Consider the following 26,282-nt stretch of genomic DNA (forward strand, 5'->3'; position numbering starts at 1 on the left):
CCGGAGGGCGCGGAAGGGCCGGCGCCTCCCGCGGCCTCCGGCCGGCCCTCAGTCGGCGGCCGGGTACTCGGCCACCAGCTGCACGTCTTCCTCCGTGATCTCGCCGTCCACGATCCGGAACGAGCGGAACTGGAACGGACCCGCGCCGTCCGTGTCGGCGGTCGAGACGAGGACGTAGTGGGCGTTGGGCTCGTTGGCGTACGTCACGTCGGTGCGGGACGGGTACGCCTCGGTGGCGGTGTGCGAGTGGTAGACGATCACCGGCTCCTCGTCCCGGTCGTCCAGTTCCCGGTAGAGCTTGAGCAGGTCCATCGAGTCGAACTCGTAGAACGTGGGGGACCTGGCGGCGTTGAGCATCGGGACGAACCGCTCGGGCCGGTCACTGCCCGCCGGGCCGGCCACGATGCCGCAGGCCTCGTCGGGATGGTCGGCGCGCGCGTGGGCGACGATCTGGTCGTGGAGGGCCTGGGTCAGGGTCAGCATGGGCCCAGGATAAGCAGACGGGCCCACCCGTACCGAGGGGTGGTACGGACGGGCCCGCATGGTGGACACGAGGCTTCCGGCGCCTGGCCGGGCCGGGGTGTCAGCTCTTCGCGAACGACGCGTTCTGCGGGTCGCGGGCGCGCAGCACCCGGTAGGAGACGAGCAGGATCGCGGCCCACAGCGGGGCGCAGTACAGCGAGATCCGGGTGTCCGGGTCGATGCCCATCATCACGACGACCAGTGCGAGGAAGCAGAGCGCGAACCAGCTGGTGAACGGGGCTCCCGGCGCCCGGAAGGAGGAGACCGGCAGCTCGCCCCGGTCGGCCCTGGCCCGGTAGCGGATCTGGCAGACCAGGATCATGACCCAGGCCCACATGCCGGAGATGGTGGCGAAGGAGACCACGTAGTTGAAGGCCTCGCCGGGCCACTGGTAGTTGATCCAGACGCCGACCATCATCAGCGCCGCCGAGAAGCTGGTGCCGACCAGCGGGGTGCCGCTGCGGGTGAGGCGGGTGAAGAACTTCGGGCCCTGCCCGTTGAGGGCGAGGTCCCTCAGCATCCGGCCGGTGGAGTACATGCCGGAGTTGCAGGAGGAGAGCGCCGCGGTCAGCACGACGAAGTTGACGATGGCGGCGCCGACGCCGAGCCCCATCTTCTCGAAGGCCGCGACGAAGGGGCTGACACCCGGCTGGAACTCGGACCAGGGCACGACCGAGAGGATCATGACGAGCGCGCCGACGTAGAAGACGGCGATGCGCCACGGCACGGTGTTGATCGCCTTGGGCAGCGTCTTCTCCGGGTCCTTGGACTCGCCCGCGGTGACGCCGACCAGCTCGACGGCGAGGAAGGCGAACATGACGATCTGGAGCGTCATCAGCGTGCCGCCGATGCCCTCCGGGAAGAAACCGCCCTGGTTCCACAGGTGGCCGACGGTCGCGGTGTCACCGGCGTCGGAGAAGCCGAGGGTGAGGATGCCGGCGCAGATCAGGATCATGCCGACGATGGCGGTGACCTTGACCATGGAGAACCAGAACTCCAGCTCCCCGAAGATCTTCACGGAGATCAGGTTGGCCCCGTAGAGGATGACCGTGAACAGCAGGGCCGACACCCATTGCGGGACGTCGAACCAGTACGTCATGTACTGGGCCGCCGCGGTCACCTCGGTGATGCCGGTGACCACCCAGAACAGCCAGTACGTCCAGCCGGTGACGAACCCGGCGAACGGACCGATGAACTCCCGCGCGTACTCCGAGAAGGACCCGGAGACCGGCCGGTACATCAGCAGCTCGCCCAGGGCGCGCATGATGAAGAAGATGACGAGGCCCGCGATGGCGTAGGCCAGGATGAGGCTGGGGCCGGCCTTCGAGATGGCCTTCCCCGCGCCGAGGAAGAGGCCGGTGCCGATGGCGCCGCCGATGGCGATCATCTGGATCTGGCGGGCGCCGAGGCCCCGCTGGTATCCCTCGCCGCCGTGCGGCGAGGGCGGGCCGCCCCGCCCGGGGCCCGGCTCTCCGTCGCTGACGGTGTCGACCTGCGTCGAGGACATGGTGGTGCGCCTTTCTCCGCCGGGCCGTGGCCTTCCGTCGGCCGTGGCCCGGGTCCCGATCCCCCCGGATGTGGATATGGAGTTCCGCCCGCCGGGGTCCGCCGGCGGAGGCGCCCCCAGGAGGACAGGGGTGGCGTCCGCGTGGGTGGTCGTGAAGGTCTACCACGCGGAAGCTTTCATTCCACTTGGCCGCCTGTGAGCCACACCACAAGCAGAAGGGGACATTCCGCTTGCTGGACGGCATAGGCGGCCGGGCCTTTGACGCCATCGTTATACGGATTTGGGCGTCCGTTGAGCGAACAGCGGGGCGGACCCGACAGCCTCCGGAAGGCGGCTCCGGACCCCCGGGAGCCGGGCGCCGCCTTGCGGGCTCAGCCTTGGTGGAGTACGCGGAACCGCCCCGGCTCCGCCGGGTCCCGGTCGGCCACCTGGACCGGCGGCCACACCCACTGCCGCACCCCGGTCCCCGCCACCCGCGAGAACCGGATCTCCCCCCGGGTGCCCGCGACCGCCCCGCCCTCCCAGGCCCGGACCACGTCCGCCCGCCCGGTCCCGTACGTCCGCAGCGCCTCGGCGAGGACAGCCACGGTGTCCCACCCCTCGCAGGCGACGAAGGAGGGCTCCTCCCCCAGCCGCGTCCGCAGCGCCTCCCCCACGCGGACGGCCTGCGGACCGGGCCGCTCCGGCAGGTAGCGCAGGAAGGGGACCCCGGAGCCGTCGGCGCCGAGCGCCGCGAGCCACCCCGGGAACTCCGGCTGCCCGGCCGGGGCCCCGATCAGCACCCCGTCGAGCCGCCGGTCTGCGCGGACGGCACGGACCAGCGGGACCGCCGGTTGCGGGGTCCCGGCGAGCAGCAGGAGCGCCGTGGCACCGTCCTCGGCCAGCGCGTCGCACAGTTCCCGGGGGGTGAGCGCGTCGGCGTCCAGCTCGGTGACGGTGCCGCCCCGCTGCCCGAGGTGGTCGCGGAGGACGCGGGTCCCGGCCTCCCAGTAGAGGCTCGCCTGCCGGGCCACGGCGATCCGGCGGTGGCCCGCCGCGAGAAGGAAGCCGGCGTAGCTCCGCCAGCCGTGCGACTGGGCCGGGGCCAGCCGCGCGACCCACGCGGCCGGCTCCTCGGTGAGCGCGTCGAGCACCGCCGAGGAGCAGAGGAACGGCACCCCGAGCGCCTCGGCCCGGACGGCGGCGGCCCGGGCGACGACGCTGTGGTACTCCCCCGCCACGGCGGCCACCCCGAGCCCCGCCAGCTCCTCGACGGCCGCCTCGGCCCGCCCCGGATCCGCCGCGGTGTCCCGCACCAGCAGTTCCAGCGGGCGCCCGCCGATCCCGCCGGCCGCGTTCACCTCCTCCACTCCCAGCTCGAGGCCGGCGAGCAGATGGCGGCCCGCCTCGGTCCAGCCGGGGCGGGTCAGGGGGACGAGGGCGCCGAGCGGAACGGGCGGCGGCCCGCTCTCGGTCGTGGCGTCGGACGGCGGTGGTGACGTGTGCACGGGTGGGCCCCTCCCCTGGGAACGCGGTCGCGCGCCCCCTGGAGCGCGACCCTCCAGGCCATTGCAGCGGCATCGGGCGCGGGGTTCAACCGATGACGGCCGACCACCCCGCACCCGGCGTCCGGCGTCCGGCGTCCGGGGTGGTTCAGTCGCCCGCCATGAGCGTCTCGATCAGGCTCTCCTGGAGGCCCGCCAGCCACAGCTGGGCGATGACCATGGGTTTGCGCGGGTCGGAGTCCGGGAGCTGGAACAACTCGTCCGTGTCGGACTCGTCGCGCAGGTCCAGCCGGGCCGCGATGGCCAGGCGCAGATCGTTCAGGGCGCCGATCCACTGGCGGGACTGGTCCGCGGTCAGTTCGACGATCCCGCCGCCCTCGCTGTCGACCGGGACGGCGTCGAGGGTGCGGACGACCAGCAGGGCGGATTCGCGTTTGGCGGCCCGCAGGTCGTTCTCGGTGAAGCGGCGGAACTCGGCCGACCGGGCCCGCAGCTCCTCGGCCTCCTGCGCGGTGGTGGCGGTGGCCGGGTCGGCGTACGCGTCGGGGAAGAGGCGGCGCAGGACCGGGTCGGTCGGCGCCTCGCTCGGGCCTTCGGCGAACAGCTCGGCGAGCGGGTCGTCGCCGAGGTGGTCGTCGCCGGGGCCGATCAGCTCCAGGAGCTGGACGGCGAGCGAGCGGATGATGGAGATCTCGACGGCGTCCAGCGCGGCCGCCGCGCCCTTCTCGGTGGAGTCGAAGTAGCCGGCCATCAGACGCGGTCCTGCTGGAGGGTGGCCCACAGCCCGTAGCCGTGCATGGCCTGCACGTCGCGCTCCATCTCTTCCCGGCTGCCACTGGAGACGACGGCGCGCCCCTTGTGGTGGACGTCGAGCATCAGCTTGTTGGCCTTCTCCTTGGAGTACCCGAAGTACGCCTGGAACACGTAGGCGACATAGCTCATCAGGTTCACCGGGTCGTTGTGGACGATGGTGACCCAGGGCAGGTCGGGTTCGGGTACGGCGAAGGTCTCCTCCGCCGCTGCGGGTTGCTCGATCTCTGCGGGCGACACACTCACCCTGCCCATGCTGCCATCCGGGGCGCGCAAGCGCACAAACGGCGGGGCCCGCGAGGTTCCGCGCCGCACGGGTGGGCCTCGGCCCCGGAAATCGTCATACTGACGCTAAGTGCGGTAGCATCCAGCCGTGCCCGCCGCTGTGGCGGTCGTCGGCCGCACCCGGAAATGCGAGGTTGTCCCCGTGAGCACTGCGGAATCCAGGAACACGGCACCCGGTGACCGGCCGGCCCGGACCGGCGAGGACGCGCTGCGCCTGCCGGTCGAGGTGCCGTCCACGGCCCTGTTCACCGACCACTACGAGCTGACGATGCTCCAGGCGGCCCTGCGCGCCGGGACGGCCGACCGCCCGTGCGTCTTCGAGGTCTTCACCCGCAAGCTCCCCGAGGGCCGCCGGTACGGCGTGCTGGCCGGGGTCGGCCGGGTGCTGGACGCCGTCGAGCACTTCCGCTTCGAACCCGCCCAGCTCGACCACCTGCGGACCCACGGCGTCGTCGACGAGGCCACCCTCGACTACCTGGCCGGCTACCGCTTCAGCGGCGACATCCTCGGCTACCCGGAGGGTGAGGTGTACTTCCCCGGCTCGCCGGTGCTGCGGGTCGAGGGCACCTTCGCGGAGTGCGTGCTGCTGGAGACGGTGATCCTCTCCATCCTCAACCACGACTCGGCCATCGCCGCGGCCGCCTCCCGGATGTCCTCGGCGGCCGCCGGGCGCCCGCTGATCGAGATGGGGGCGCGCCGCACCCACGAACTGGCGGCGGTGGCCGCCTCCCGGGCCGCCTACATCGGCGGCTTCACCACCACCTCGGACCTGGCGGCCGGGTTCCGCTACGCCATCCCGACCACCGGGACCAGCGCCCACGCCTTCACCCTGCTGCACGACAACGAGCGGGACGCCTTCGAGGCCCAGGTCGCCGCGCTCGGCCGCGACACGACCCTGCTGGTCGACACCTACGACGTGCGGGAGGCGGTGCGGACCGCCGTCGAGGTGGCCGGGCCGGAGCTGGGGGCGGTCCGGATCGACTCCGGGGACCTGCTGCTCGTCGCCCACCGGGTCCGCGACCAGCTCGACCGGCTCGGCGCCCGCGACACCCGCATCGTCGTCACCTCCGACCTGGACGAGTACGCCATCGCCTCGCTGGCCGCCGCGCCGGTGGACGCGTACGGGGTCGGCACCCAGCTGGTGACCGGCAGCGGACACCCGACCTGCTCGATGGTCTACAAGCTGGTGGCGCGGGCCCGCTCGACCGAGCCCGGGGCGCCGCTGGAGCCGGTGGCGAAGAAGTCGCTGGGCGGGAAGACCTCACTGGGCGGGCGCAAGTGGGCGGCGCGGCGCCGTGACGCCGAGGGCGTGGCCGAGGCCGAGGTGGTCGGGACCGGGCCGGTCCCGGCGGAGCTGGCCGAGGCCCAGCTGCTGGTGGAGCTGGTGCGCGACGGCGAGGTGGTCGGGCGCGAGCCGATGGACGTGGCACGCGAGCGGCACGCCGCCGCCCGGGCCGCCCTGCCGCTCTCCGCCACCCAGCTCTCCAAGGGCGAGCCGGTCATCCCCACCGAGTACCTCGCTCCGCGGACGGGCTGACCCCCGCCGGCCCCTGCCGTACGGGACCGCCGGTGCCTAGGCTCGGCAGTGTGAGCCGCCCGGCCCCGCCCGCACCCTCCGTATCCGCAACGCCATCGAAGGACACGCCATGCGCCGCGCACTGATCGTCGTCGACGTCCAGAACGACTTCTGCGAGGGCGGCAGCCTCGCCGTCACCGGCGGAGCCGAGGTGGCCGCCGCGATAACCGAGCACCTCGACGGTCCCGGACGGGAGCTGTACGACCACGTCGTCGCCACCCGCGACCACCACGTGGACCCGGGCGACCACTTCTCGGCCCGGCCCGACTTCCGCGACTCCTGGCCGCCGCACTGCGTGGCCGGGACCGAGGGGGCCGGCTTCCACCCCGCCTTCGCGCCCGCCCTCGCCTCGGGCGCGGTCGAGGCCGTCTTCGACAAGGGGGCGTACACGGCCGCCTACAGCGGGTTCGAGGGGACCGACGAGAACGGGGTCGGTCTCGCCGACTGGCTCGGCGCCCGGGGGGTCACCGACGTCGACGTGGTCGGGCTCGCCACCGACCACTGCGTGCGGGCCACGGCGCTGGACGCGCTCTCCGCCGGGTTCGGCACCCGGGTCCTTCTGGACCTCGCGGCGGGGGTCGCCCCCGACACGGTCGCGGCGGCCGTCGCCGAGCTCCGGGAGGCCGGGGTCTCCCTCGCCGGGGAGGCGGGGCGGGACTGAACCGGAACGGCCGCGCGGACGGCCGTCAGGCGAGCAGCGCCCGGATGGGACGCCAGAGCTCGGGAGGCCGGGAGACGGCCACGTCTCCGGCCGAGGGGGCGGCGGCGCGCCATATGAGGCCGTCGGGGTGGTGCAGGACGGCCGTGACCTCGTCCGGTGTGGGAGGCGCCGCGTTCCCCCGGAGGTAGACGGCACGCAGGCCGAGGTTGCGGAGCCGGGTCAGGGCCCGGGCCCTGTTCTTGGCATGGACGAGCACCCGCACCCGCTGCTCCCCCTGCCCGGACACGGGCAGGGGCGCGGGGAGACTCAGCGCGACGACCACGCTACCCCCCGGCATCCGGACAAATCCACCTGCGGCCATCCCTCAGCTCACCCCCGTGAGAAGTCGTGTCAATAAGACGGTCACGGGTGCATCTAAGCGCGATCGGCCGCCGCCCGCTAGAGGGCGACGGCCGATACGTCTGTGACCTGCGGCTTCGCGGGCTACTTCAGCGAGGGTCCGACCTTCACCGTGATCGTCTTGCCGCTCAGCGGCTCCTTGGTGAGGGTGATCCGGGTGTTGGTGTCAGTGACCTTGACCGAACCGGTGGGGTTCGACGCGTCGTAGTACCGGCCCGGGAAACCGTCGTCGAAGACGGGGATGCCGAGCTTCGGCTTGACCTTGGCGGGCTTGCCGTCCTGGTGGAGGGTGAAGCCCTGCGTCGGGTACCAGCTGAACGGCGAGTCGTACGCCTGGATGCGGTTGCGCATGATCGTTCCGTCGGCCCACTTCTCGGCCTTCGGGTGCGCGTCGACCGGCAGCACCCGGCCCTCACCGGGGTGGACGCCGGTGTTGTTGTCCTTCTGGGAGGTGTCCCACAGCCAGATCAGCAGACCGTTCTGGTAGGGGAAGTGCTCGACCCAGTCGGGGCGCGTCGAGGTCCAGCCGAAGTTGTACGGGCCGGTCTTCAGCGTGGTGTCGTAGCTGACGTACTGGCGGTTCTCGGCGATGTAGTACTGCGGGTAGTCCTGAGTGAAGGAGGCGCCGATGCGCTGGAAGCCCTTGGCGGTCCAGCCGTTGTCGCCGTCCTCGGCGCCGTCGGCGAAGAGTTCCTCGCCGTCGGCGGTCAGGGAGATCGCGTCGGCGGCGAAGCCCGGCTCGGCCAGGCCCCCGTCGGTCTGGTAGCGGAACCGCAGTTCGGCCTTCTGGCCGGCGTAGGCGTCCAGCGGGAAGGAGAGCGAGCGGTATCCGTCGGAGACGCCGTGCAGGGCGGGGGTGTCGCCGCCGTCGCGGGGCAGCGGCTTGCCGTCGACGGTGCCGTCGAGCGCGGTCCAGTTCGCGCCGCCGTCGGTGGAGACCTCGGTGTAGAGGAAGTCGTAGTTCTCCTCGATGTTCCACCAGCCCTGGAGGTCCAGGGTGGCGGCGGACCTGCCGGTGAGGTCGACCGGGCGGGTCAGGGTGTTCTTGAGGTCGTCGCCGCTGTCGGACCACCACTGCGAGGAGCCCTCGGCGGGCTCGGTGATGGTGGTGGTGACTTCCTTGTCGGGCAGCTCGACCACGAGGGCCTGCTTGTCCTTGGTGTTGTACTCGGAGAGGCCGAGCTTGTGCGTCGACCTGGTGCCCGCCTTGGCGGTGGCGTAGTCGAGCCAGCCCAGCTGGAGCTTGTCCCAGGCGGTCATGTCGCCGGGCAGGTTGCCGATCTCGGTCCTGCCGGTGCCGAGCCAGGAGCCGGAGGACATCAGCGACCAGAAGGCGGTGGAGTTCTCGCCGGTGCCGCTGGTGTCGTAGTGGTCGGGCAGGCCCAGGTCGTGGCCGTACTCGTGGGCGAAGACGCCGAGGCCGCCGTTCTCGGGCTGGACGGTGTAGTCGCCGACCCAGACGCCGGTGTCGCCGATCTGGGCGCCGCCCGCCTTGTTGCCGGCGGGGCCGGTCTTGCCGGCGTCGGTGCCGTAGGCGTACCAGCGGTGGGCCCAGATGGCGTCGGTGCCCTGGGCGCCGCCGCCCGCGGACTCGTCCTCGCCGGCGTGCACGATCTGGAAGTGGTCGATGTAGCCGTCGGGCTCGTTGAAGTCGCCGTCGCCGTCGAAGTCGTAGCGGTCCCAGGTGTCGTACTGGGCGAGCTGCTCCTTGATCTCGGCGTCGCCGCGTCCCGCGGCCTTCTGGTCGTCGGCCCACTGGTTCACGCCGTCGCGGACGACGTCCCAGACGTTGGCGCAGTTGGTGTCGCCGCAGTAGTTGGAGCCGTAACGGGCCTCGTTGTAGTCGACCTTGACCCAGTCGGAGACCTCGCCGTCGACCGAGTAGCGGCCCGAGGACTGCTTCTCGTAGTACTTCTTGACGGACTCCTTGTTCTTGTCCGTGGCGAAGTACAGGTCCTGGAAGTGCTGCTGGGAGAAGTCGGCCTTCCAGTCCGTGGAGTTGTCGTTCTTCCGGTCGGGCTCGGCGATCCGGTTGTGCAGCGGGCCGGGCTCACCGCCGTACTTGACGACGGGGTCCTCGGGGCCCTCGGGGCCGTCCGGGTCGTACATCGTGGTGTCGTCGACCTTGTCGCCGAACTCCACGAGGATGGTGAAGATCTTGTCCGTCTTCTCGCGGCCCAGTTCGACGTACTTGCCGTCGTCGAGCCTCAGGACGCGCGAGGCGCCGCGCTGGCTGGCCTTCTTGTCGCCCGATATGAGCTGGCGCAGGGCCTCGCCGCGCTGCTTCTCCTGCTTCTCGCTGAACGGTCCTTCGAGGTCGTGCTCGACGTGGCCCTTGGCCGGTGCCGGGTCGCGGCGCTCGACGGCCGAGTCGTCTCCCCCCGGGCGGTCGGCGGCCTGTGCGGTGCCGATCGTCGCGGTGGTGGCGCCTATCGCGGCTATGGCCACGCTCAGGGCGGTGGCCCTGAAGGCTCTCCGATGTCTGCTCACGTGTGCGCTGTCCTCCCGAGAGGCCGGGCGCCGGGGACTGCGGCCTCTTGCCACGTCTCCGCCCGGCACGGAACACAAGTGACGACATTCGACCGGAGTGGCGGGGGAAAAGACAGATCTTGACTTGGACAGGTCAAAACCGTTATGCGGCGGACCACTTGACGGGAACGGGCGGCCGGGCGGCGGCCGACTGTACGGCCGCGCGCCCGCCGGGCGCCAGCCCTCCGCACCCGGTGCCCCCGTGCGCCCCCGCGTGCCTCGCCGCCGGAGTGGAGCGCGGCGTACCGGTGCGGGACGCGGGGCATCGCCTCCGGTGAGGTCGTCCACGGCCTGGCCCGGCCGCCCGGTGCCCCACCCGCGCGGCCGGCCGCACCAATCCATTCCGCCCGCCCGGTTCCCCTCGGACCGGGAGGCGCGTCACCCCCGAGACGCCGAGGACGGTCCCGCCATGGCTCGCCCCACCCCCGCCCAGTACGCCACCGGTGCGGCCACCGTGGTCCTCGCCACGGTCGCCCTGCTGCTGCTCACCGGTACGACCGGCACGGGCGGCATCGTCCTGGTCGCGGCCGCCGCACTCGCCCTCGGCCTGCTCGCGGCCGCGACCGTTGCGGTGCGGCACGCGCCCGGGCAGCACCCGGCGGCCGTCCGCTCCGTCGGCCCCGCCTCACTCAGGGAGTCGACCGGCACCCGCCGCTGACCGCTCGGCAGGGGCGGGGAGCGGGCGTCCGGTGGGCGGGCCCCCTCAGGCGGGGCGGCGCGCCGAGGCGCCCGGGGGCCCCTCCGCCGTCCCCTCGGAGAACGGTGGGCGCTCTTCCTGTCCGCCTCGGTCCCGGCCGGGTCACCGCGCCGGTCCGGCCGCCGTCCTCCGGCCACGTGCGGGTGGCCGGGTGAGGCGAGCACCGCCGGGAGCTGACGACGCGGCCCCGGTTCCCCGGGCGGGGAACCCCGCTCCCCTGACGGAGCCGTCCACGGCGCGGTACGACGCACCTCGATCCGGCCACCGTCCACGAGCGTGCGCACGCTCCCGGCCGGTTCACACACGGGCCGGGAGCGGTCGGCGTCGTCCAGGCCCCCCACACACCGGCCAGGATGCCGGCCTCGAACGGGTTGACCACAAGGACCGCCTCAGCCCTGGCCGGCTCCCGCCGCTCGCGTTCGCTCGGCCGCCCGTCGTCGCAGGCCGCCTCCGGGCGCCTTCCGGCTCCGGCACCGCACCGGGCCCGGCCCGGCCCGGCGTCAGGGCGTGGTCACCTCCACGGTCTTCGCCGCCTTGTCGTGCAGGCCCTGCTTGTAGGGGCGGTCGAAGAAGCTCCAGCCACCGCAGATGAGGGTCCAGACACAGGCGCAGCAGAAGGCGAACGGGATCCAGAGGACCGCGGCGCGGATGAGCGAGGTCTGCGTGCTGGGCGTCGCGCCGTTGCTCAGGTCGGCGACGCGCAGGTGCATCAGGCGCTTGCCGACGGTCTGGCCGGTGCGGGCGGTGAGGACCGTGTCGTAGGCGATGTAGAGGATCGCGGCGATCAGGGACTGGCCGAAGGACTTGCCGGCGTCGATGTTGTCGACGTCCGTGTCCCAGGTGCCGACGCTGAACAGCAGGGACAGCAGCCAGACCACGACGCCGACGATGATCATGTCGATGACGCGGGCCAGCACGCGCTTGCCGCTCGGCGCCAGCGGCGGCATCCCCGCCAGCGGATCTCCGCCGTACGGGCCGCCTCCCCCGGCGCCACCGTAGGGACCGCCGCCGCCGGGCGGCGGGGGGTTGTCGTACGGGTTGCCGCCGTACGGGGAGCCCCCGCCGGGCGGCGGGCCGTGGGGGTCTCCGCCGCCCGGCGGGGGCGGGTCGTACGGGCTGCCGCCGCCGGACTGGGGCGGCTTGCGGAACGGGTCGTCGTCCGGCGAGGAGCCGGACCCGGGGGGCGGCGGTTCGGTCGTCATGGGCCGAGTCGACCCCGGCCCGCCCCCTCGCGCATCCGCCGGGCCGCCGTCCGGGGGACACGGCGGGCGGGGCTGGGCCTATCGGGCGACGAAGGTGCGGGCCGCCTTGTCGTGCCAGCACTGACGCCAGGGACGGTCGAAGAGGCACCACGCGACGCCGGCCACGCCGATCAGCAGGAGCCCCGGGACGCTGTACACCAACCAGCGCCTGAGCGCCGCCCCGAACGCGGGGGCGTCGTGCTCCTCGATGTCCTGGACGCGCAGCCCGAACAGCTTCTTGCCCAGGGTGCGGCCCCACTTGGCGGTGGGCAGCGCCTCGTAGACGACGCCGAAGAGGAGGAGGACGGCGAGGACCGCGCCGAGGTACCCGGCGGTGGTGCCGTCCAGCAGCCACACGGTGACGGTCCGTCCGGAGAGCCTGGCGGCCTCGATCTTGGCGTCGACGTGCTCGCGGGCGCTCGCCACCAGCGGTACGGCGGCCGCGGCGGTGACGGCACCCACCGCCAGGGTGTCGATGAGCCGGGCCGCGAGCCGCCGTCCGAGTCCGGCGGGACGCGCGGCGGCCTGCGCGCGGGCCGCCGCGAGGAACGGGTCCTCGACGGGCGGCTTCCACGGCACCACGGGGACGTTCTCGTCGGCCCGGACGGGCCCGGCCGCGGACGGGGCACCGGCCGCCGGCGGCTGCTGGGCCCAGCCGGGCTGGGCCTGGGCGGGCTGGGCCTGGGCGGGCTGCGCGTGCGGCGCGGGGCGCGGCTGGGGGACGGCGGGCGCCGGGTGCGGCTGAGCCGGGGCCGTGTTGCCGGGTACCGGGGGCTGGGCGGGCAGGGCGCCGGGAGCGGCGGGCTGCTCGGTGGCGGCGGGCGGGGCGTCCGCGCGGGGCAGCGCGCGGATCGGCAGGGTCCCGGGGGCCTGGCGCGGGGCGGGGGTGGCGGGCGCGGCCGGGGCGGAGGTGCCGCGCGGGTCGACGGGGGCCTGGCCGAGGCCGGGCGGTCCGGCGGGGCCGGCGGCGTCGCGGCGGGCGGCCGGGGTGACGGGCCCGGCGGGGCGGCGGAAGGTCAGGGTGCCCTCCACGGGCACGGCGGGGGCGGCGGGCTGGCCGAGGGACCCGGCGTCGGCGGACCGGGCGGGTTCGCCGGTGCGGGGGTCGGGTACGGCGCGGCCGGGTTCCTCGCCCCAGGAGACGCGCCGGTCGGCGGCGCCGCCGAAGCCGGACTGGCGGGCGGGGTCGGCGCCCCAGGCACTCTCGCGGGCGGGGCCCTCGGCGCTGGGGGCGGCCGGGTCCTCGTCGAGGAAGACGGGGCCGGTCTCCTCGGCGGGGGCCGGGGTGGCGGGCGGTGGTGCGGGGACGAAGCCCGGCGGCGGGGCGGGCAGGGGCTCACCGTCGGCGGGAGCCGGGCGGCTGGTGCCGGGGACCCAGGAGGCGCCGTTCCAGTACCTGATGTAGCCCGGAATGGACGGGTCGGGGTAGTAGGCCGGGCTGGGCCTGTCGTCACCGGGTGCCGGAGTTGGGGCGCTCATGGTCCGTCGTCCCGTATCTGCTCGGAGGTGGTGTGGTGGCGTCCACATTTATCAGAACTCCCCGCCCCGCGGGCCGGTGTGCGCGGACCGGCCCGCTCACGGACGGTGCCGGGCACCGTACGGAGGGGGCTTCGCGGACGCGCGCGGTGGCGGCGGAGAAATTTCCCGCCGAAGTCGCGTAATGCCCGGCATCGGGCGTGCTCTCGCCTGGTGACGGACCGTCCGGCGGCCCTGCCGGGGCAGGCGGACGGCAGGACGTCCGGCTCCTGGGGCCGGAACTTGCGGGAGAGCTGAGGAGCGCACCGAGATGAACACCGTTGTGGAACGCGAGTTGGAACTGCGGCTGGTCCTTTCGCCCGAGCGGAGCATCGCCGTTCCAGCGCGGCTGGTGTACGCGGCGGCAGATCCCTTCGCGGTGAGCGTCACCTTCCACCTGGGTTCGCAGAACCCGGTGCACTGGACGTTCGCCCGGGAGCTGCTGGTGGAGGGGGTGTTCCGCCCGTGCGGTCACGGGGACGTGCGGATCTGGCCGTCGAAGGTCGACGGGCGCGGCGTGCTGCTGTTGGCGTTGAGTTCGCCGGACGGGGACGCGCTGCTCCAGGCGCCGTCGGCGGCGGTGTCGGCGTGGCTGGACCGCACCCTGGCCCTCGTGCCGGCGGAGACGGAGCACGAGCGGCTGGAGATGGACGCGGCACTGGCCAGGCTGCTGGAACCGGCTCCGGCCGACGACCTGTGGCGCGGCGATCCGTGGCCCGAGGAGGCGCCGGGGCCGGACGGTGAGTGAGCCCGGCCAGGCGGGCGCCCGGCCTCTCCGGCGGGTCACCGCTTCGGGCGCCGGCTCCCGTGCGGGTGACGGGAGCCGGTGCCCGGCGCGGCGGCCCGCCCCCGCGCCCGGGCGCGCCGAGGGGACTCGCGGTGCGCCGGGTTGACGCGGGGGCGGGTCAGAAGAGCTTGCCGGGGTTGAGCAGGCCGAGCGGGTCGAGGGCGGCCTTGACCGCGCGCTGCACCTCGACGCCGGTGGGCCCGAGCTCGCGGGCGAGCCACTCCTTCTTGAGGACACCGACACCGTGTTCGCCGGTGATGGTGCCGCCCAGTTCCAGGCCGAGTGCCATGATCGCGTCGAAGGACTCGCGGGCGCGGCGGGCCTCGTCGGCGTCGGTGGCGTCGAAGCAGACGGTGGGGTGGGTGTTGCCGTCGCCGGCGTGGGCGCAGACCCCGATGGTGAGGTCGTACCGGGTGGCGATCTCCTCGACGCCCTCCAGGAGTTCGGCGAGGCGGGAGCGGGGCACGCAGACGTCGTCGATCATCGTGGTGCCCTTGACCGCCTCCAGCGCGGTGAGCGACATCCGGCGGGCGGCGAGCAGGAGTTCGGACTCGGCCTCGGTGTCGGCCGGGACGACGCCGGTGGCTCCGGCGGCCTCGCACAGGGCGCCGACGGCGGCGAGGTCGGCGGCCGGGTCGGGGGTGTCGAAGGCGGCCAGCAGCAGCGCCTCGGTGGTCTCGGGCAGGCCCATGCGGGCCATGGCGTTGACCGCGCGCACCGTGGTGCGGTCCATGAGTTCCAGCAGGGACGGGGTGTGCCCCTCCGCCATGATGCGGCAGACGGCGTCGCCCGCGGCGGCTGCCGAGGGGAACTCGGCGGCCAGCGCGAGTTGCCGGGGCGGCCGGGGCTTGAGCGCGAGCACGGCCTTGACGACGACGCCGAGACTGCCCTCGGAGCCGACGAAGAGGCGGGTGAGGTCGTATCCGGCGACGCCCTTGGCGGTGCGGCGGCCGGTGCTGAGGAGGCGCCCGTCGGCGAGGACCACGTCGAGGCCGAGGACGTATTCGGCGGTGACTCCGTACTTGACGCAGCACAGGCCGCCGGAGGCGGTGCCGATGTTCCCGCCGATGGTGCAGGTCTCCCAGGAGGACGGGTCGGGCGGATAGCTGAGGCCGTGTTCCTCGACGGCGCGGGAGAGGACCGCGTTGACGACGCCGGGCTCGGTGACGGCGATGCGGTTGACGGGGTCGATCTCCAGGACGCGGTCCATCTTGACCAGGGAGAGGACGAGGCAGCCGTCGGTGGCGTTGGCGGCACCGGAGAGTCCGGTACGGGCGCCCTGCGGGACGACGGGGACCCGGAAGGCGGTCGCGGTCCGCATGACGTGCTGGACCTGTTCGGTGGTGCGGGGCAGGACGACGGCGGCGGGCTTCCCCGCGTCGCAGAAGCTCGCCATGTCGTGGGCGTAGGCGGCGGTGACGTCCAGGTCGGTGAGGACGGCTTCGGCGGGCAGGCCCTCGCGGAGCCGGGCGAGGAGGGCGGTGGGGCCGGTGGGCGCGGGCGGCTCTGCGGTGGGGGGCGCGGGCATCTGCGGCTCTGGCATGGGCACAGGGTGGCACCGGCGGCCGTGGGTGTGAACCCGTCGGCGACCAGCGGCTCACCGCTTCGGTGCGATCGTCGCACCGGCGCACGGTGCGCGGCATGGTAAGGGAGGCAGACCGGCCCGGTACGGACCAGCGCACGGGCCGCCGCACACCGTGCCCCGAGGCGGCGCGGGCACCGCGCCCGCGCCTGCCGCCCGGGGCCTCCGCCACGCCCGGGGCACCGCCCGCGCGGCGTCCGCGCCGCCGGGTCCTCGGGCTGCCTGCCGCCGCCGGCGCGGGCCTGCCGCCGGCGTGCGGAGGGCGCGGCCCGGCGGCAGTGGGGGCGGGCGCTGCGGCTCGCCCCGGAGTTCTCGCCACTCCACGCCGAGCGGGCGCGCCGGGAGCCGGCGGCGCTGGGTGGGCCGGAGTGGGGGCCGCCGCCGGCCTGAGCGGTTCCAGGGGCGCACGCCGACGGCCCGCCACCCGGCCCGCGCGCGGAGCACGCGGGTGGGTGGCGGGCCGTCGCCCCCCGTCGGGGCGGTTGCTGGTCAGAGGTTTCCGCGGCGCTCCTGCTCGCGCTCGATCGCCTCGAAGAGGGCCTTGAAGTTGCCCTTGCCGAAGCCCATCGAGCCGTGCCGCTCGATCATCTCGAAGAAGACGGTCGGCTTGTCCTGGACCGGCTTGGTGAAGATCTGGAGCAGGTAGCCGTCCTCGTCGCGGTCGACCAGGATCTTCAGCTCGCGCAGGGTCTCGACCGGCACCCGGGTCTCGCCGGCCCACTCGCCGAGCGTGTCGTAGTACGAGTCGGGGGTGTCGAGGAACTGGACACCGGCGTCGCGCATGGTGCGGACGGTCTGGACGATGTCGTTGGTGGCCAGCGCGATGTGCTGGACGCCGGCGCCGCCGTAGAACTCCAGGTACTCGTCGATCTGGGACTTCTTCTTGGCGATGGCGGGCTCGTTGATCGGGAACTTGACCTTGAGCGTGCCGTCGGCGACCACCTTCGACATGAGGGCGGAGTACTCGGTGGCGATGTCGTCGCCGACGAACTCCTTCATGTTGGTGAAGCCCATGACCTTGTTGTAGAAGGCCACCCACTCGTTCATCCTGCCGAGTTCGACGTTGCCCACGCAGTGGTCGATGGCCTGGAAGGTGCGCTTGGCCGGCGGGGCGACGATGGGCTCGGCGGCGACGTAGCCGGGCAGGTAGGGGCCGGAGTAGCCGGAGCGCTCGACCAGGGTGTGGCGGGTCTTGCCGTAGGTGGCGATGGCGGCGAGGACGACGGTGCCGTGCTCGTCCTTGACCTCGTGCGGCTCCTCGATGCCCGTGGCGCCGTTCTCGACGGCGTAGGCGTAGGCCGCGCGGGCGTCCGGCACCTCGATGGCGAGGTCCACGACTCCGTCGCCGTGGGCGGCGACGTGGCTCTCCAGGAAGGCGCCGTGCTCGGTGGCGGCCTTGATGACGGAGGTGAGGACGAACCGGGCCCCGCCGTTCTCCAGGACGTAGGAGGCGGTCTCGCGGCTGCCGTTCTCCGGTCCGGAGTAGGCGACGAGCTTCATCCCGAAGGCGGTGGAGTAGTAGTGGGCGGCCTGCTTGGCGTTGCCGACCGCGAAGACCACGGCGTCCATTCCCTTGACGGGGAACGGGTCGGCCTCGCGCGCGGTGGTGGGGGCGGACTGGGGGGCCTGGGGGTTCGTCGATGTCGCTGCCATGGCCGCAGCTTCGCGCCGTTCCGCAAGGTGCGCAACAGTTCGCGAAAACACTGGGCAAGGTGCCCGGTCACCCGTCAGTATGGGCGGCTCATCTGTACAGGATGACCACGTGGAAGTGGGGAGGGTGGCCTGATGGGGATCGACGAGCTGGACGGCCGGCTGATCGTGCTGCTGGCGCGGGAGCCGCGGATAGGGGTGCTGGAGGCGTCGCGCCGGCTGGGGGTGGCACGCGGCACGGTGCAGTCGCGGATGGACCGTCTTCAGTCGAACGGAGTCATCCGCGGCTTCGGCCCGGACGTCGACCCGGCGGCCCTCGGCTACCGCGTCACCGCCTTCGCGACGCTGGAGATCCGCCAGGGCCAGGGCCCGGACGTACGGGCGCACTTGGCCGAGGTCCCGGAGGTGCTGGAGCTGCACACCATCACCGGTGAGGGCGACATGCTGTGCCGCCTGGTGGCCCGCTCGAACGGCGACCTCCAGCGGGTGATCGACCGGGTTGTGGGTTTTGATGGCATCGTCCGGGCCGCCACGGCGATCGTGATGGAGAACCCGGTGCCGCTGCGCGTCATCCCGTTGGTGGAGCAGGCGGCCCGGGAGACCTGAGCGCGACCGCTCCCGAAGGCGAAGGGTGCGGTTTTCCATGAACTTCTGGGAGTACCTCGGCAACCGCCATCAGCAGTTGCTCGCCGACGCCTACCAGCACGCCAGTGCCGTCTTCCAGTGCATGGTGGTGGCGACGGTGATCGGGGTGCTGATCGGCGTCGCCACGTACCGCAGCGGGTGGGCGGGGAATCTGGCGACGGTGACCACCTCCTCGATCCTGACCGTCCCCTCGCTCGCCATGATCGGCCTGCTGATCCCGCTGGTGGGGCTCGGGGTGGCGCCGACGGTGATCGCGCTGACGCTGTACGGGCTGCTGCCGATCGTGCGGAACTCCATCGTGGGGCTGCGCGGGGTGGACTCGACGCTGGTGGACGCGGCGAAGGGGATCGGAATGTCGCGGTGGGCCCGGCTGCTGCGGGTGGAGCTGCCGCTGGCCTGGCCGCCGATCCTCACCGGCATCCGGGTCTCCACGCAGATGCTGATGGGGATCGCGGCCATCGCGGCCTTCGCCTCCGGCCCGGGGCTCGGCAACGAGATCTTCCGCGGCATCTCCTCCCTGGGCAGCGCCAACGCGCTCAACCAGGTCCTGGCCGGGACGCTGGCCGTGATCGTGCTGGCCCTGCTGTTCGACGCGGCGTACGTGCTGATCGGCCGCCTGACGATTCCGAGGGGTATCCGTGCCTGAGTCGCCCGCAACGCCCGAGTCCCCCGACGCCCCCCGAGGCGCCGCGGCGGGGGCCACGCTCGCCGAGGCGGCGCCCGGCGGCGGCGCGGCCTCGGGCGCCTCGATCGAGCTGGAGCACCTGACCAAGCGGTACCCGGGCACCTCCGTCCCGGCGGTGGACGACGTGAGCCTGGAGATCAAGGCGGGCGAGACGGTCGTCTTCGTCGGCCCGTCCGGCGGCGGCAAGACGACCCTGCTGAAGATGATCAACCGCCTGATCGAGCCGACCAGCGGCCGCATCCGGATCGGCGGCGAGGACGTCACCGACATGGACCCGGTCAGGCTCCGCCGCAAGATCGGGTACGCGATCCAGTCCTCGGGGCTCTTCCCGCACATGACGGTCGGGCAGAACATCGCCCTGGTACCGAAGATGACCGGCTGGTCCAAGAGCCGGATCAAGGCCCGCGTCGAGGAGATGCTCGACCTGGTGGGCCTGGACCCCGGCGAGTTCCTGGGGCGGTATCCGCGCCAGCTCTCCGGCGGCCAGCAGCAGCGGGTCGGGGTGGCGCGGGCGCTGGCCGCCGACCCGCCGGTGCTGCTGATGGACGAGCCGTTCGGCGCGGTCGACCCGATCACGCGGGACCATCTCCAGGACGAGCTGATCCGGCTCCAGCACGAGCTGCACAAGACGATCGTCTTCGTCACCCACGACTTCGACGAGGCCATCAAGATCGGTGACCGGATCGTGGTCCTCCGCGACCGTTCGCAGATCGCCCAGTTCGACACCCCGGAGGCGATCCTCACCAACCCGGCCGACGACTTCGTCTCCGGTTTCGTCGGCGCGGGCGCGGCCCTGAAGCGGCTCAACCTGACCCGGGTCCGCGACGTGGAGATCGGCGACTGGCCGACGGTGAGCGTGGACGACCCGCTCCAGGGCATCTTCGAGGCACTGCGCTCCGGGCGTACCAACGAGCTGCTGATGCTGGACCGGCGCGGCCGCCCGTACAAGTGGCTCCGGCGCGGCGACCTGATGCGCGCCAAGGGCTCGCTGGCGGCGGCGGGCACGCTGGTGCACGACACGGTGACCCGGGACGCGACGCTGCGGGACGCTCTGGAGGCGGTCCTCACCGACAACGCGGGCCGGGTCGCGGTGACCGGGCGGCGCGGGGAGTACACCGGGGTGGTCGACATGGAGACCCTGATGAACTCGGTCCACGAGATGCTGGAGGAGGACCGGCTCGACGCCATGGAGCACCAGCAGGAGCTGGCCGACCAGCGCGCCGGGCAGGAGCGGGATCCGGAGGCGGGCGCATGAGCCACCCCGCTCCCCGCGACCCGGGGACGCACGAGGCGCGAGGCCACGTCTTCCGTGACGCGGGCGAGGCCGACCACGACGACCGGCCCGCCCCCGAGCCGCCCGGGAGGCCGGGGAAGCCCGCCCGGCGGGTGAGCTGGCAGAAGCTGACCTTCCTGCCGGTCTTCCTGCTGCTGGTACTGCTCGCCACCTCGCTGTGGTTCCACAGCGCCGACCTGGACGCCATCTCGGAGAACGCGCTGGGAGGCGGCAACGTCTGGCTGCGGCTGCGCCAGCACGTCCAGCTCACCGTGATCTCCACCTTCTTCGTGCTGATCATCGCGATCCCGCTGGGCATCCTGCTGACCCGCCCGCGCCTGCGCCGGGCCGCCCCGCTCGCCACCGCCCTCGCCAACATCGGCCAGGCCACCCCGGCCATCGGCCTGCTCGCCCTCATGGTCATCTGGCTGGGCATCGGCGAGCGCCCGGCCCTCATCGGCATCATCATCTACGCCGTCCTGCCGGTCCTCTCCAACACGGTGGCGGGGCTGAAGGCCAACGACCCGACGCTGCTGGAGGCGGCCCGGGGCATCGGCATGTCCCCGCGCGGCGTCCTGCTCAAGGTGGAACTGCCGCTGGCCGTCCCGCTGATCCTCGCCGGGGTGCGCACGGCGCTGGTCCTCAACGTCGGCACGGCGACCCTGGCGACCTTCGGCGGGGGCGGTGGTCTGGGCGACCTCATCACCACCGGCATCACCAACCAGCGCATGCCGGTGCTGGTGCTGGGCTCGATCCTCACCGTGGCGCTGGCCCTGCTCGTCGACTGGCTGGCCTCCCTGGCCGAACTGCTGCTGCGTCCGCGCGGCCTGGAGGTGGGCACGTGATCCGGGTACGCGCGGCACGGGCCCGGGCCGGGGCGGCGCTGCTGCTCTGCGGGGCGCTGCTGGCCGGGTGCGGCCTCAAGAGCGGCAGTCCGATGGTGGACGACGTCCGGCCCGGCAGCGTCGGCAAGGGGCGTCCGCTGGAGGGTGCCCAGCTGACCGTCACCTCCAAGGAGTTCACCGAGCAGCTGGTCCTCGGCGCCGTCATGGGCATCGCCTTCCAGGCGGCCGGCGCCACGGTCCTGGACCGGACCGGCATCCAGGGGTCGATCGGCGCCCGCGAGGCGGTCAGGTCGGGCGACGCGGACGCCATGTACGAGTACACCGGCACCTCCTGGATCACCTACCTCGGCAACAGCGAGCCGATCGTCGACCCGCACGAGCAGTGGGAGGCGGTCCGCGAGGCGGACAAGGCCAACGGCATCACCTGGCTGCCCCCGGCCCGCCTCAACAACACCTACGCACTGGCGGTGAACCCGGCGACGGAGAAGAAGTACGGCGTCACGAACCTCTCGCAGGTCGCGGAGTTGTCGAAGCGGGACCCGGGGGCGGTGACGCTCTGCGTGGAGAGCGAGTTCGCCTCCCGCCAGGACGGGCTGCCGGGCATGCAGAAGAGGTACGGCATGGACATCCCCGCCCGCAACATCCAGAAGATGGACGGCGGCATCGTCTACACCGAGCTGTCCAGCGGCCGGTCCTGCGCCTTCGGCGAGGTGTTCACCACCGACGGCCGCATCAAGGCGCTCGGTCTGACGGTCCTGGACGACGACAGGAAGTTCTTCCCCAACTACAACGTCGCCCCCGAGATCAACACGGAGGCGCTGGAGAAGTACCCGGCGATCGCCGAGGTGCTGGCCCCCGTCACGGCCAGGCTCGACAACGCCATCGCCCAGGAACTCAACTCCAAGGTGGCGGTGCAGGGGCAGGACCCGCACACGGTCGCGCTGGAGTGGATGCTCGCGGAGGGGTTCGTCAAGGACTGAGAAACGGGCGCGAGGAACGGGCGCGAGGAACGGGCGCGTCCGCTTGCAAAGATCCCCTTGCAAAGGAATCCATGCAAAGAACTGCTTGCAAAGCAGTCTTTGCAACCTTATGTTTCCGACATGCCTTCCCCCTCAGAGTCCGGCGCCACGCCCCAGCACGCGGCGCCTTCGGAACACAAGGTCCGCACCCTCGATCCCCGCTCCCTGCGCGGGCTCGCCCATCCCCTGCGCATGCGGCTGTTCCGGGCGCTGCGCGAGAGCGGGCCCGCGACCGCCTCGCAACTCGCCGTCCGGCTGGACGAGTCGAGCGGTGCGACCAGCTACCACCTGCGCCAGCTCGCCGCGTACGGCTTCGTGGAGGACGCGCCCGAGCACGGCAAGGGGCGCGAGCGGTGGTGGCGCGCCACCTCACAGGGCATCCGTCTGGAGCCGGACCGCCTCGACCTCGCCGACCCCGTCCAGCGCGGCGCCGTCGACGTGCTGATGCACGAGGTCGCCGACAACCACACCGAGGAGCTGTCGACCTGGCTCGGCACCCGCCACGAGTGGCCCACCGCGTGGCAGGAGGCGTACGACCTGAGCGACTACAGCTACCGCCTCACCCCGGCCCAGGCCACAGAACTCCGGGAACGTTCCGAAGAGTTGCTGGAGTCCTTCCGCGCCTACGAGGCCCAGAACGCCGACGCCGAGGACGCCGCCTCCTTCCGCGTCCACCTGCACGCCTTCCCCCGCAAGACCTCTGCCGACCGTTCGGAGAACCCCGCTCCCCCGGAGGCCCGGTCATGACCCCGCATCCCGATGTCCACCACCTCCTCCACACCCAGGCCGTACGCGCCCTCCCCGCCGGCCCGGCCGCCGAACCGCCCCCCTGCGAGGCGCCCGCCACCCCGCGTGCCCGCCTCGGCTGGGCGCTGGTCGCCCTCGGGCTGCGCCTCGCGATACCGCCGGCCGCGCGCCCCGTCCTCCGGTGACCGCCGACGCCCTCGCTCCCCCACGCGACCGCCGCCCGCTCGCCCTCACCCTCGCCGCCAACACGGTCTCCATCACGGGCAACGCGCTCACCGTGATCGGCGTCCCCTGGTTCGTCCTCCAGACCACCGGCTCGGCCACCCGGGCCGGGGTGGTCGCCCTCTGCGCGACGCTGCCCGTCGTCGTCTCGGCCCTCTTCGGCGGCCCGCTGATCGACCGGATCGGACGGCGCCGGGCCAGCGTCCTCTCCGACCTGGTCTGCGCCGCCGCCGTCGGCGCCATCCCACTCCTGCACCACCTGGACGCGCTCCCGTTCTGGCTGCTCTGCGCCCTGATGGGGACCAGCGGCCTCTTCCACGCCCCCGGCGAGACCTCCCGCGGGGCCTCGCCTTCAGCAGGCCGGGACCTTGCCGCCGCGCTCCAGGGCCCGCAGCGAGTCGATCGCGCCGTCCAGCGTGGTGACCGGGACGAGCCGCATGCCGGAGGGCAGCTCGGCCCGCGCGTCCCCGCACTCGGCCTTGGGGACGAGGAAGACGGTGGCGCCGTCCCGGGCGGCGGCGCGGGTCTTCAGCGAGACGCCGCCGACCGCGCCGACCTTGCCGTCGGCGGTGATGGTTCCGGTGCCCGCGATGGAGCGGCCGCCGGTCAGGTCGCCGCCGCTGCCGTCCCCGTCCAGCTTGTCGACGATGCCGAGCGAGAAGAGCAGCCCGGCGCTGGGCCCGCCCACGTCGGCCAGCTCCAGCTTCACGTCCACGCTGCCGGGCTTCAGGCCGAGCTGCTTCAACGCCGCCTCGACGGCGACGTTCTGCGACTGGACCATCTGGTCCCGGTTGTACTGCCGGATCTCCTTCGGGGTGTCCCCGCTCGGGTAGACCGCGTCCACCGGCATCACCGCCTGGTCGGAGCGGAACCACCCGTCCACCACCTGCCCGACGCGCACCGGCGTCTGCGGGCCGGTCGCCTCGATCGTGGTCATCCGCAGCTCACCGGTGGTCTTCCGGGGCTCCTCGCCCTTGATCGTGATGACCTCGGTCCCGTCCTGGGAACCGAGCACATCGGCGGTCATCCCCGGCTGCGCCACCGCGAACGGCAGCGGCGCGAGCGCGGTCACCGCCAGCAGCGCCACCACGGGCGCGGCGCAGATCGCGAGGGCACGGGGGCGCGGGAGAGCGGCGAGCTTGGAGAACACGCGCCCCAATCTAGCGGCCCGGGGGCGCGGGGGCGGGCAGGGGCGGGGGCGTCGTGAGGCGGGCGAACTCCCACGGGTCGTGCGCGCTGAAGACGGTGACCCGGTCCCCGTGGTCGCGGCGCAGGGCACGCAGCCGCTCGCGCGTGGCCCGGACGGCCTCGGCGTCGGTCTGCGCCCCCTGCTGGACCGGGGCGAAGGCGGGGTGGGCCAGCGGCGGCGTCCGCTCGATCTCCCCGTGGTACATGTACGCGTCGCCCGCGTGCAGGAGCCATCGGCCGTCCCCGTCGCGTACGGCGACGCCCGTGTGCCCCGCCGAGTGGCCGGGCAGCGGCACCAGCAGCACCTCGCAGGCGAGTCCGGGCACCCGCGCCACCCCCGGGAAGCCGAACCATTCCGCGCTCCCGTCCGCGACGGCGAGCTGCCCGCCCAGCGCGGTGCAGCAGGCCGGCGCGGTGGCGACGGTGGCGAGCAGCACCTTCCACGCCCCGCCCGCGCTCACCGCGAGGACCGCCCGCCGTGCCGGGTCGTCCGGGCCGGTCACCACCACGGTCAGCCAGGTCGCGCAGAGGAGGAGGACTCCGGCCGAGGAGGCGTAGGCGGAGGGGAGGGGGCCTCTCCCGTTGACGGTCAGCACGGCGAGGACGCCGGTGAAGAGCGGACGGGGGCCAGGTGGCGCCGGCTGTGCGGCAGGGTGGCGGCCGCGCAGCGGGCGAGGGCGATCACCGGGGGGCCTCCGTCACCCGGGCGACCGACCAGCGCTCGCGCCGGGCGGCGAGGAGCAGGGCGTCGGCGTCCTCCCGGGGGATCCGCAGGGCGAGTTCGCCGCTCGGGCCCGGCACGCCACGTCCACGCCCCGGAGCACCCAGCCGCCCCGCAGGCCGTACCGCTTGCCGACCTCCTCCGACCGCACCCGCGGGCCCGCCCCCCTCCGCTCAGCGCAACGCGTCGGCGACCTCGCGGGCCGCGTCCACCACCCGGGGGCCGACCCGCTCGGGTACGGCGTCCGACAGCATGACCACGCCGACGCTGCCCTCTATCCCGGTCAGCCCGAGGAGCGGGGCGGCGGCGCCGCAGGCGCCGGCCTCCAGTTCGCCCTGGGTGAGGGTGTAGCCGGGGTCGGGCAGCTCGTTCTGGCGGACGGCGAGTATGGCCCGGCCGGCCGCGCCCCGGTCGAGAGCGTGCCGGAAGCCGGTGCGGTAGGCGACGTGGTAGTCGGTCCAGGTCGGCTCGACCACCGCGACCGCCAGCGCCTCGGCGCCGTCGACCAGGGTCAGGTGGGCGGTGGCGCCGATGTCCTCGGCCAGCGAGCGCAGGGCGGGCAGCGCCGCCTCGCGCACCAGCGGATGGACCTGGCGGCCGAGCCGCAGCACCCCGAGCCCGACCCGGGCCCGGCCGCCCAAGTCACGTCTGACGAGAGCGTGTTGTTCGAGGGTCGCCAGGAGCCGGTAGACCACCGTGCGATTGACGCCGAGCTTGTTGGACAGCTCGGTGACGGTCAGGCCGTGGTCGGTGTCGGCGAGCAGCTTGAGGACCCTGAGGCCCCGGTCGAGCGTCTGAGAAGTCTCCGCGGTCACGACGCCCACTCCTTAGGTGTGAGGGTGCGGCAGTGGTGAGGTGCGGCGGCATCCGGATGGGTGGCGGCGCCGGTCCCAGCGGCGACGCGCGTCAGAGGCCGCCGAGCGCAAGGCACCGGCTGCGCTCCGCGGCGACGCTGCCACGGGGCGTGTACGTTGCCGGGAATGTAGCGAGCGGCCCCGCTCAGCGGAAGGGTCCGTCCAGAATCCGGGCGATCACCGGGGAGTGCGCCCCGGTTTGCCCTCGGTGTCCCGCCGGACCCGCCCCTGTCCCCCCGCCGCCGGCCCTCCGGTCGCCTCAGATCCCGGTGCGCCCGTCCACCAGTTCGCGCACCGCGTCCAGGTGCCCGTTGTGCCGGGAGATCTCCTCGATGAGGTGGAGCAGGATCCACCGCAGATCGACGTGCCGGCCGTCCCGGATGGGCCGCCGCGCCTTCGTGTCCAGGCTCTGCCCGGCCACCAGCTCCCGGAACCGCGCGCTCTGCTCCTCGTACTCGGCGAGCAGCTGCGGCAGCGGCACCTCCACCGCCGTCCGCATCTCGGGGTCCGGGTCCTCCTCGGTGGCGTGCACCAGCGGCCCGGCCTCCTCCCCGTCGAGGAACACCTCCTCCAGCCAGTAGTACTCGACCCACCGCAGATGGCTGATCAGCCCGCAGAGCGTCATGAGCGGCGAGCCGGGCAACGGCGCCTTCACCGCGCCCTCGGCCGACACCCCCTCACACTTGGCGACCGCGGTGGCCCGCGCGTAGTCGAGGAAGGTGGTGAGCTGGGTACGTTCGTCCCAGGCGGCGGGGGTGTCGGTTCGCTGAGTCATCGCGAGGAGTGTGGCCTACGGGGGGTCCTGCGGCGAGCGAATAATCGCCGCACACCCCGAACA

At 73.3% G+C, this 26,282-nt stretch carries 26 protein-coding genes and 1 pseudogene; 12 read left to right on the plus strand and 15 right to left on the minus strand.

The features are described from left to right. Positions 1 to 48 precede the first annotated feature (48 nt). The 5 genes from Sdia_RS27390 to clpS all read right to left on the minus strand — a co-directional run bounded on the left by Sdia_RS27390 (position 49) and on the right by clpS (position 4,578). Positions 49 to 483: a M67 family metallopeptidase gene (locus tag Sdia_RS27390; protein WP_115067953.1), complete on the minus strand. Its 435-nt coding sequence runs from the start codon at positions 481 to 483 to the stop codon at positions 49 to 51. 100 nt (positions 484 to 583) lie between these two features. Continuing rightward, entirely contained in the window at positions 584 to 2,029 is a 1,446-nt protein-coding gene (locus Sdia_RS27395) for an amino acid permease (protein WP_189401167.1), read from the minus strand. 371 nt (positions 2,030 to 2,400) lie between these two features. Next, positions 2,401 to 3,516 carry an ABC transporter substrate-binding protein gene (locus tag Sdia_RS27400; RefSeq protein WP_100457744.1) on the minus strand — a complete coding sequence of 372 codons (1,116 nt, stop codon included), beginning with the start codon at positions 3,514 to 3,516 and terminating at the stop codon, positions 2,401 to 2,403. A 145-nt stretch (positions 3,517 to 3,661) separates the two neighbouring features. Then, complete coding sequence (locus Sdia_RS27405) at positions 3,662 to 4,264, minus strand: DUF2017 domain-containing protein (RefSeq protein ID WP_115067951.1); 603 nt, start codon at positions 4,262 to 4,264, stop codon at positions 3,662 to 3,664. Beyond that, entirely contained in the window at positions 4,264 to 4,578 is a 315-nt protein-coding gene (gene clpS / locus Sdia_RS27410) for an ATP-dependent Clp protease adapter ClpS (RefSeq protein WP_100457746.1), read from the minus strand. Before clpS ends, Sdia_RS27405 begins: the two co-directional genes overlap by 1 nt. Positions 4,579 to 4,876: 298 nt before the next feature. Here clpS and Sdia_RS27415 point away from each other — a divergent pair, with 298 nt between their 5' ends. After that, on the plus strand, positions 4,877 to 6,145 hold the full coding sequence (locus Sdia_RS27415; protein WP_229830268.1) for a nicotinate phosphoribosyltransferase: 1,269 nt from the start codon (positions 4,877 to 4,879) through the stop codon (positions 6,143 to 6,145). Between the two features lie 109 nt (positions 6,146 to 6,254). Then, complete coding sequence (locus tag Sdia_RS27420; RefSeq protein WP_185393372.1) at positions 6,255 to 6,845, plus strand: isochorismatase family protein; 591 nt, start codon at positions 6,255 to 6,257, stop codon at positions 6,843 to 6,845. Positions 6,846 to 6,870: 25 nt separating this feature from the next. Here the strand turns inward: Sdia_RS27420 and Sdia_RS27425 are convergent, their stop codons facing one another. Next, positions 6,871 to 7,206, minus strand: a complete 336-nt coding sequence (locus tag Sdia_RS27425; RefSeq protein WP_100457748.1) for a hypothetical protein — start codon at positions 7,204 to 7,206, stop codon at positions 6,871 to 6,873. 122 nt (positions 7,207 to 7,328) lie between these two features. After that, positions 7,329 to 9,734, minus strand: coding sequence for an immune inhibitor A domain-containing protein (locus Sdia_RS27430; protein ID WP_115067950.1), 2,406 nt, complete (start codon positions 9,732 to 9,734; stop codon positions 7,329 to 7,331). A gap of 448 nt (positions 9,735 to 10,182) precedes the next feature. Between Sdia_RS27430 and Sdia_RS27435 the strand changes: the two genes are divergently transcribed. Then, positions 10,183 to 10,431, plus strand: coding sequence for a hypothetical protein (locus Sdia_RS27435; RefSeq protein WP_124288108.1), 249 nt, complete (start codon positions 10,183 to 10,185; stop codon positions 10,429 to 10,431). Between the two features lie 539 nt (positions 10,432 to 10,970). Here the strand turns inward: Sdia_RS27435 and Sdia_RS27440 are convergent. Then, on the minus strand, positions 10,971 to 11,672 hold the full coding sequence (locus Sdia_RS27440; protein WP_115067948.1) for an RDD family protein: 702 nt from the start codon (positions 11,670 to 11,672) through the stop codon (positions 10,971 to 10,973). A 78-nt stretch (positions 11,673 to 11,750) separates the two neighbouring features. After that, positions 11,751 to 13,190: an RDD family protein gene (locus tag Sdia_RS27445; RefSeq protein WP_189499818.1), complete on the minus strand. Its 1,440-nt coding sequence runs from the start codon at positions 13,188 to 13,190 to the stop codon at positions 11,751 to 11,753. Positions 13,191 to 13,497: 307 nt separating this feature from the next. On the opposite strand from Sdia_RS27445, the gene Sdia_RS27450 reads away from it, so the two are divergent. Continuing rightward, entirely contained in the window at positions 13,498 to 13,974 is a 477-nt protein-coding gene (locus tag Sdia_RS27450; RefSeq protein WP_100457753.1) for an SsgA family sporulation/cell division regulator, read from the plus strand. Between the two features lie 157 nt (positions 13,975 to 14,131). Here the strand turns inward: Sdia_RS27450 and Sdia_RS27455 are convergent, their stop codons facing one another. Both Sdia_RS27455 and hppD read right to left on the minus strand, forming a co-directional pair. Beyond that, positions 14,132 to 15,541 carry an FAD-binding oxidoreductase gene (locus Sdia_RS27455; protein WP_189499837.1) on the minus strand — a complete coding sequence of 470 codons (1,410 nt, stop codon included), beginning with the start codon at positions 15,539 to 15,541 and terminating at the stop codon, positions 14,132 to 14,134. A gap of 543 nt (positions 15,542 to 16,084) precedes the next feature. Then, positions 16,085 to 17,248, minus strand: coding sequence for a 4-hydroxyphenylpyruvate dioxygenase (hppD, locus tag Sdia_RS27460; RefSeq protein ID WP_100457755.1), 1,164 nt, complete (start codon positions 17,246 to 17,248; stop codon positions 16,085 to 16,087). Between the two features lie 132 nt (positions 17,249 to 17,380). Between hppD and Sdia_RS27465 the strand changes: the two genes are divergently transcribed. The 8 genes and pseudogenes from Sdia_RS27465 to Sdia_RS27500 all read left to right on the plus strand — a co-directional run. After that, positions 17,381 to 17,851, plus strand: coding sequence for an Lrp/AsnC family transcriptional regulator (locus Sdia_RS27465; RefSeq protein ID WP_100457756.1), 471 nt, complete (start codon positions 17,381 to 17,383; stop codon positions 17,849 to 17,851). A 37-nt stretch (positions 17,852 to 17,888) separates the two neighbouring features. After that, on the plus strand, positions 17,889 to 18,536 hold the full coding sequence (locus Sdia_RS27470) for an ABC transporter permease (RefSeq protein WP_100457757.1): 648 nt from the start codon (positions 17,889 to 17,891) through the stop codon (positions 18,534 to 18,536). Then, positions 18,529 to 19,830 carry a betaine/proline/choline family ABC transporter ATP-binding protein gene (locus Sdia_RS27475; protein ID WP_100457758.1) on the plus strand — a complete coding sequence of 434 codons (1,302 nt, stop codon included), beginning with the start codon at positions 18,529 to 18,531 and terminating at the stop codon, positions 19,828 to 19,830. Before Sdia_RS27470 ends, Sdia_RS27475 begins: the two co-directional genes overlap by 8 nt. Next, positions 19,827 to 20,693, plus strand: a complete 867-nt coding sequence (locus Sdia_RS27480) for an ABC transporter permease (RefSeq protein WP_100457759.1) — start codon at positions 19,827 to 19,829, stop codon at positions 20,691 to 20,693. The genes Sdia_RS27475 and Sdia_RS27480 overlap by 4 nt, the downstream gene beginning before the upstream one ends. Continuing rightward, positions 20,690 to 21,673 carry a glycine betaine ABC transporter substrate-binding protein gene (locus Sdia_RS27485; RefSeq protein WP_100457760.1) on the plus strand — a complete coding sequence of 328 codons (984 nt, stop codon included), beginning with the start codon at positions 20,690 to 20,692 and terminating at the stop codon, positions 21,671 to 21,673. Before Sdia_RS27480 ends, Sdia_RS27485 begins: the two co-directional genes overlap by 4 nt. Before the next feature lie 120 nt (positions 21,674 to 21,793). Continuing rightward, positions 21,794 to 22,459, plus strand: coding sequence for a winged helix-turn-helix domain-containing protein (locus tag Sdia_RS27490; RefSeq protein WP_100457761.1), 666 nt, complete (start codon positions 21,794 to 21,796; stop codon positions 22,457 to 22,459). Beyond that, the gene (locus tag Sdia_RS27495; protein ID WP_100457762.1) at positions 22,456 to 22,644 is read left to right on the plus strand and encodes a hypothetical protein; all 189 of its coding nucleotides are present in this window, start codon (positions 22,456 to 22,458) and stop codon (positions 22,642 to 22,644) included. The genes Sdia_RS27490 and Sdia_RS27495 overlap by 4 nt, the downstream gene beginning before the upstream one ends. Then, positions 22,641 to 23,027: pseudogene (locus Sdia_RS27500) on the plus strand (MFS transporter); the annotation flags it as partial. The gene Sdia_RS27495 and the pseudogene Sdia_RS27500, both read left to right, overlap by 4 nt. 6 nt (positions 23,028 to 23,033) lie before the next feature. Here Sdia_RS27500 and Sdia_RS27505 read toward each other — a convergent pair. The 4 genes from Sdia_RS27505 to Sdia_RS27530 form a co-directional block, all read right to left on the minus strand. Further along, entirely contained in the window at positions 23,034 to 23,831 is a 798-nt protein-coding gene (locus Sdia_RS27505) for a S16 family serine protease (RefSeq protein WP_100457763.1), read from the minus strand. A gap of 10 nt (positions 23,832 to 23,841) precedes the next feature. After that, on the minus strand, positions 23,842 to 24,465 hold the full coding sequence (locus Sdia_RS30435; RefSeq protein WP_229830176.1) for an MBL fold metallo-hydrolase: 624 nt from the start codon (positions 24,463 to 24,465) through the stop codon (positions 23,842 to 23,844). Positions 24,466 to 24,763: 298 nt separating this feature from the next. After that, positions 24,764 to 25,405: an IclR family transcriptional regulator gene (locus Sdia_RS27525; protein ID WP_003950533.1), complete on the minus strand. Its 642-nt coding sequence runs from the start codon at positions 25,403 to 25,405 to the stop codon at positions 24,764 to 24,766. A gap of 298 nt (positions 25,406 to 25,703) precedes the next feature. Then, positions 25,704 to 26,219 (minus strand): DinB family protein, encoded by a 516-nt coding sequence (locus Sdia_RS27530; RefSeq protein ID WP_189499819.1) that lies wholly within the window; start codon positions 26,217 to 26,219, stop codon positions 25,704 to 25,706. Positions 26,220 to 26,282 lie beyond the last annotated feature (63 nt).

It is taken from the genome of Streptomyces diastaticus subsp. diastaticus (assembly GCF_011170125.1).
Lineage (GTDB): Bacteria > Actinomycetota > Actinomycetes > Streptomycetales > Streptomycetaceae > Streptomyces > Streptomyces diastaticus.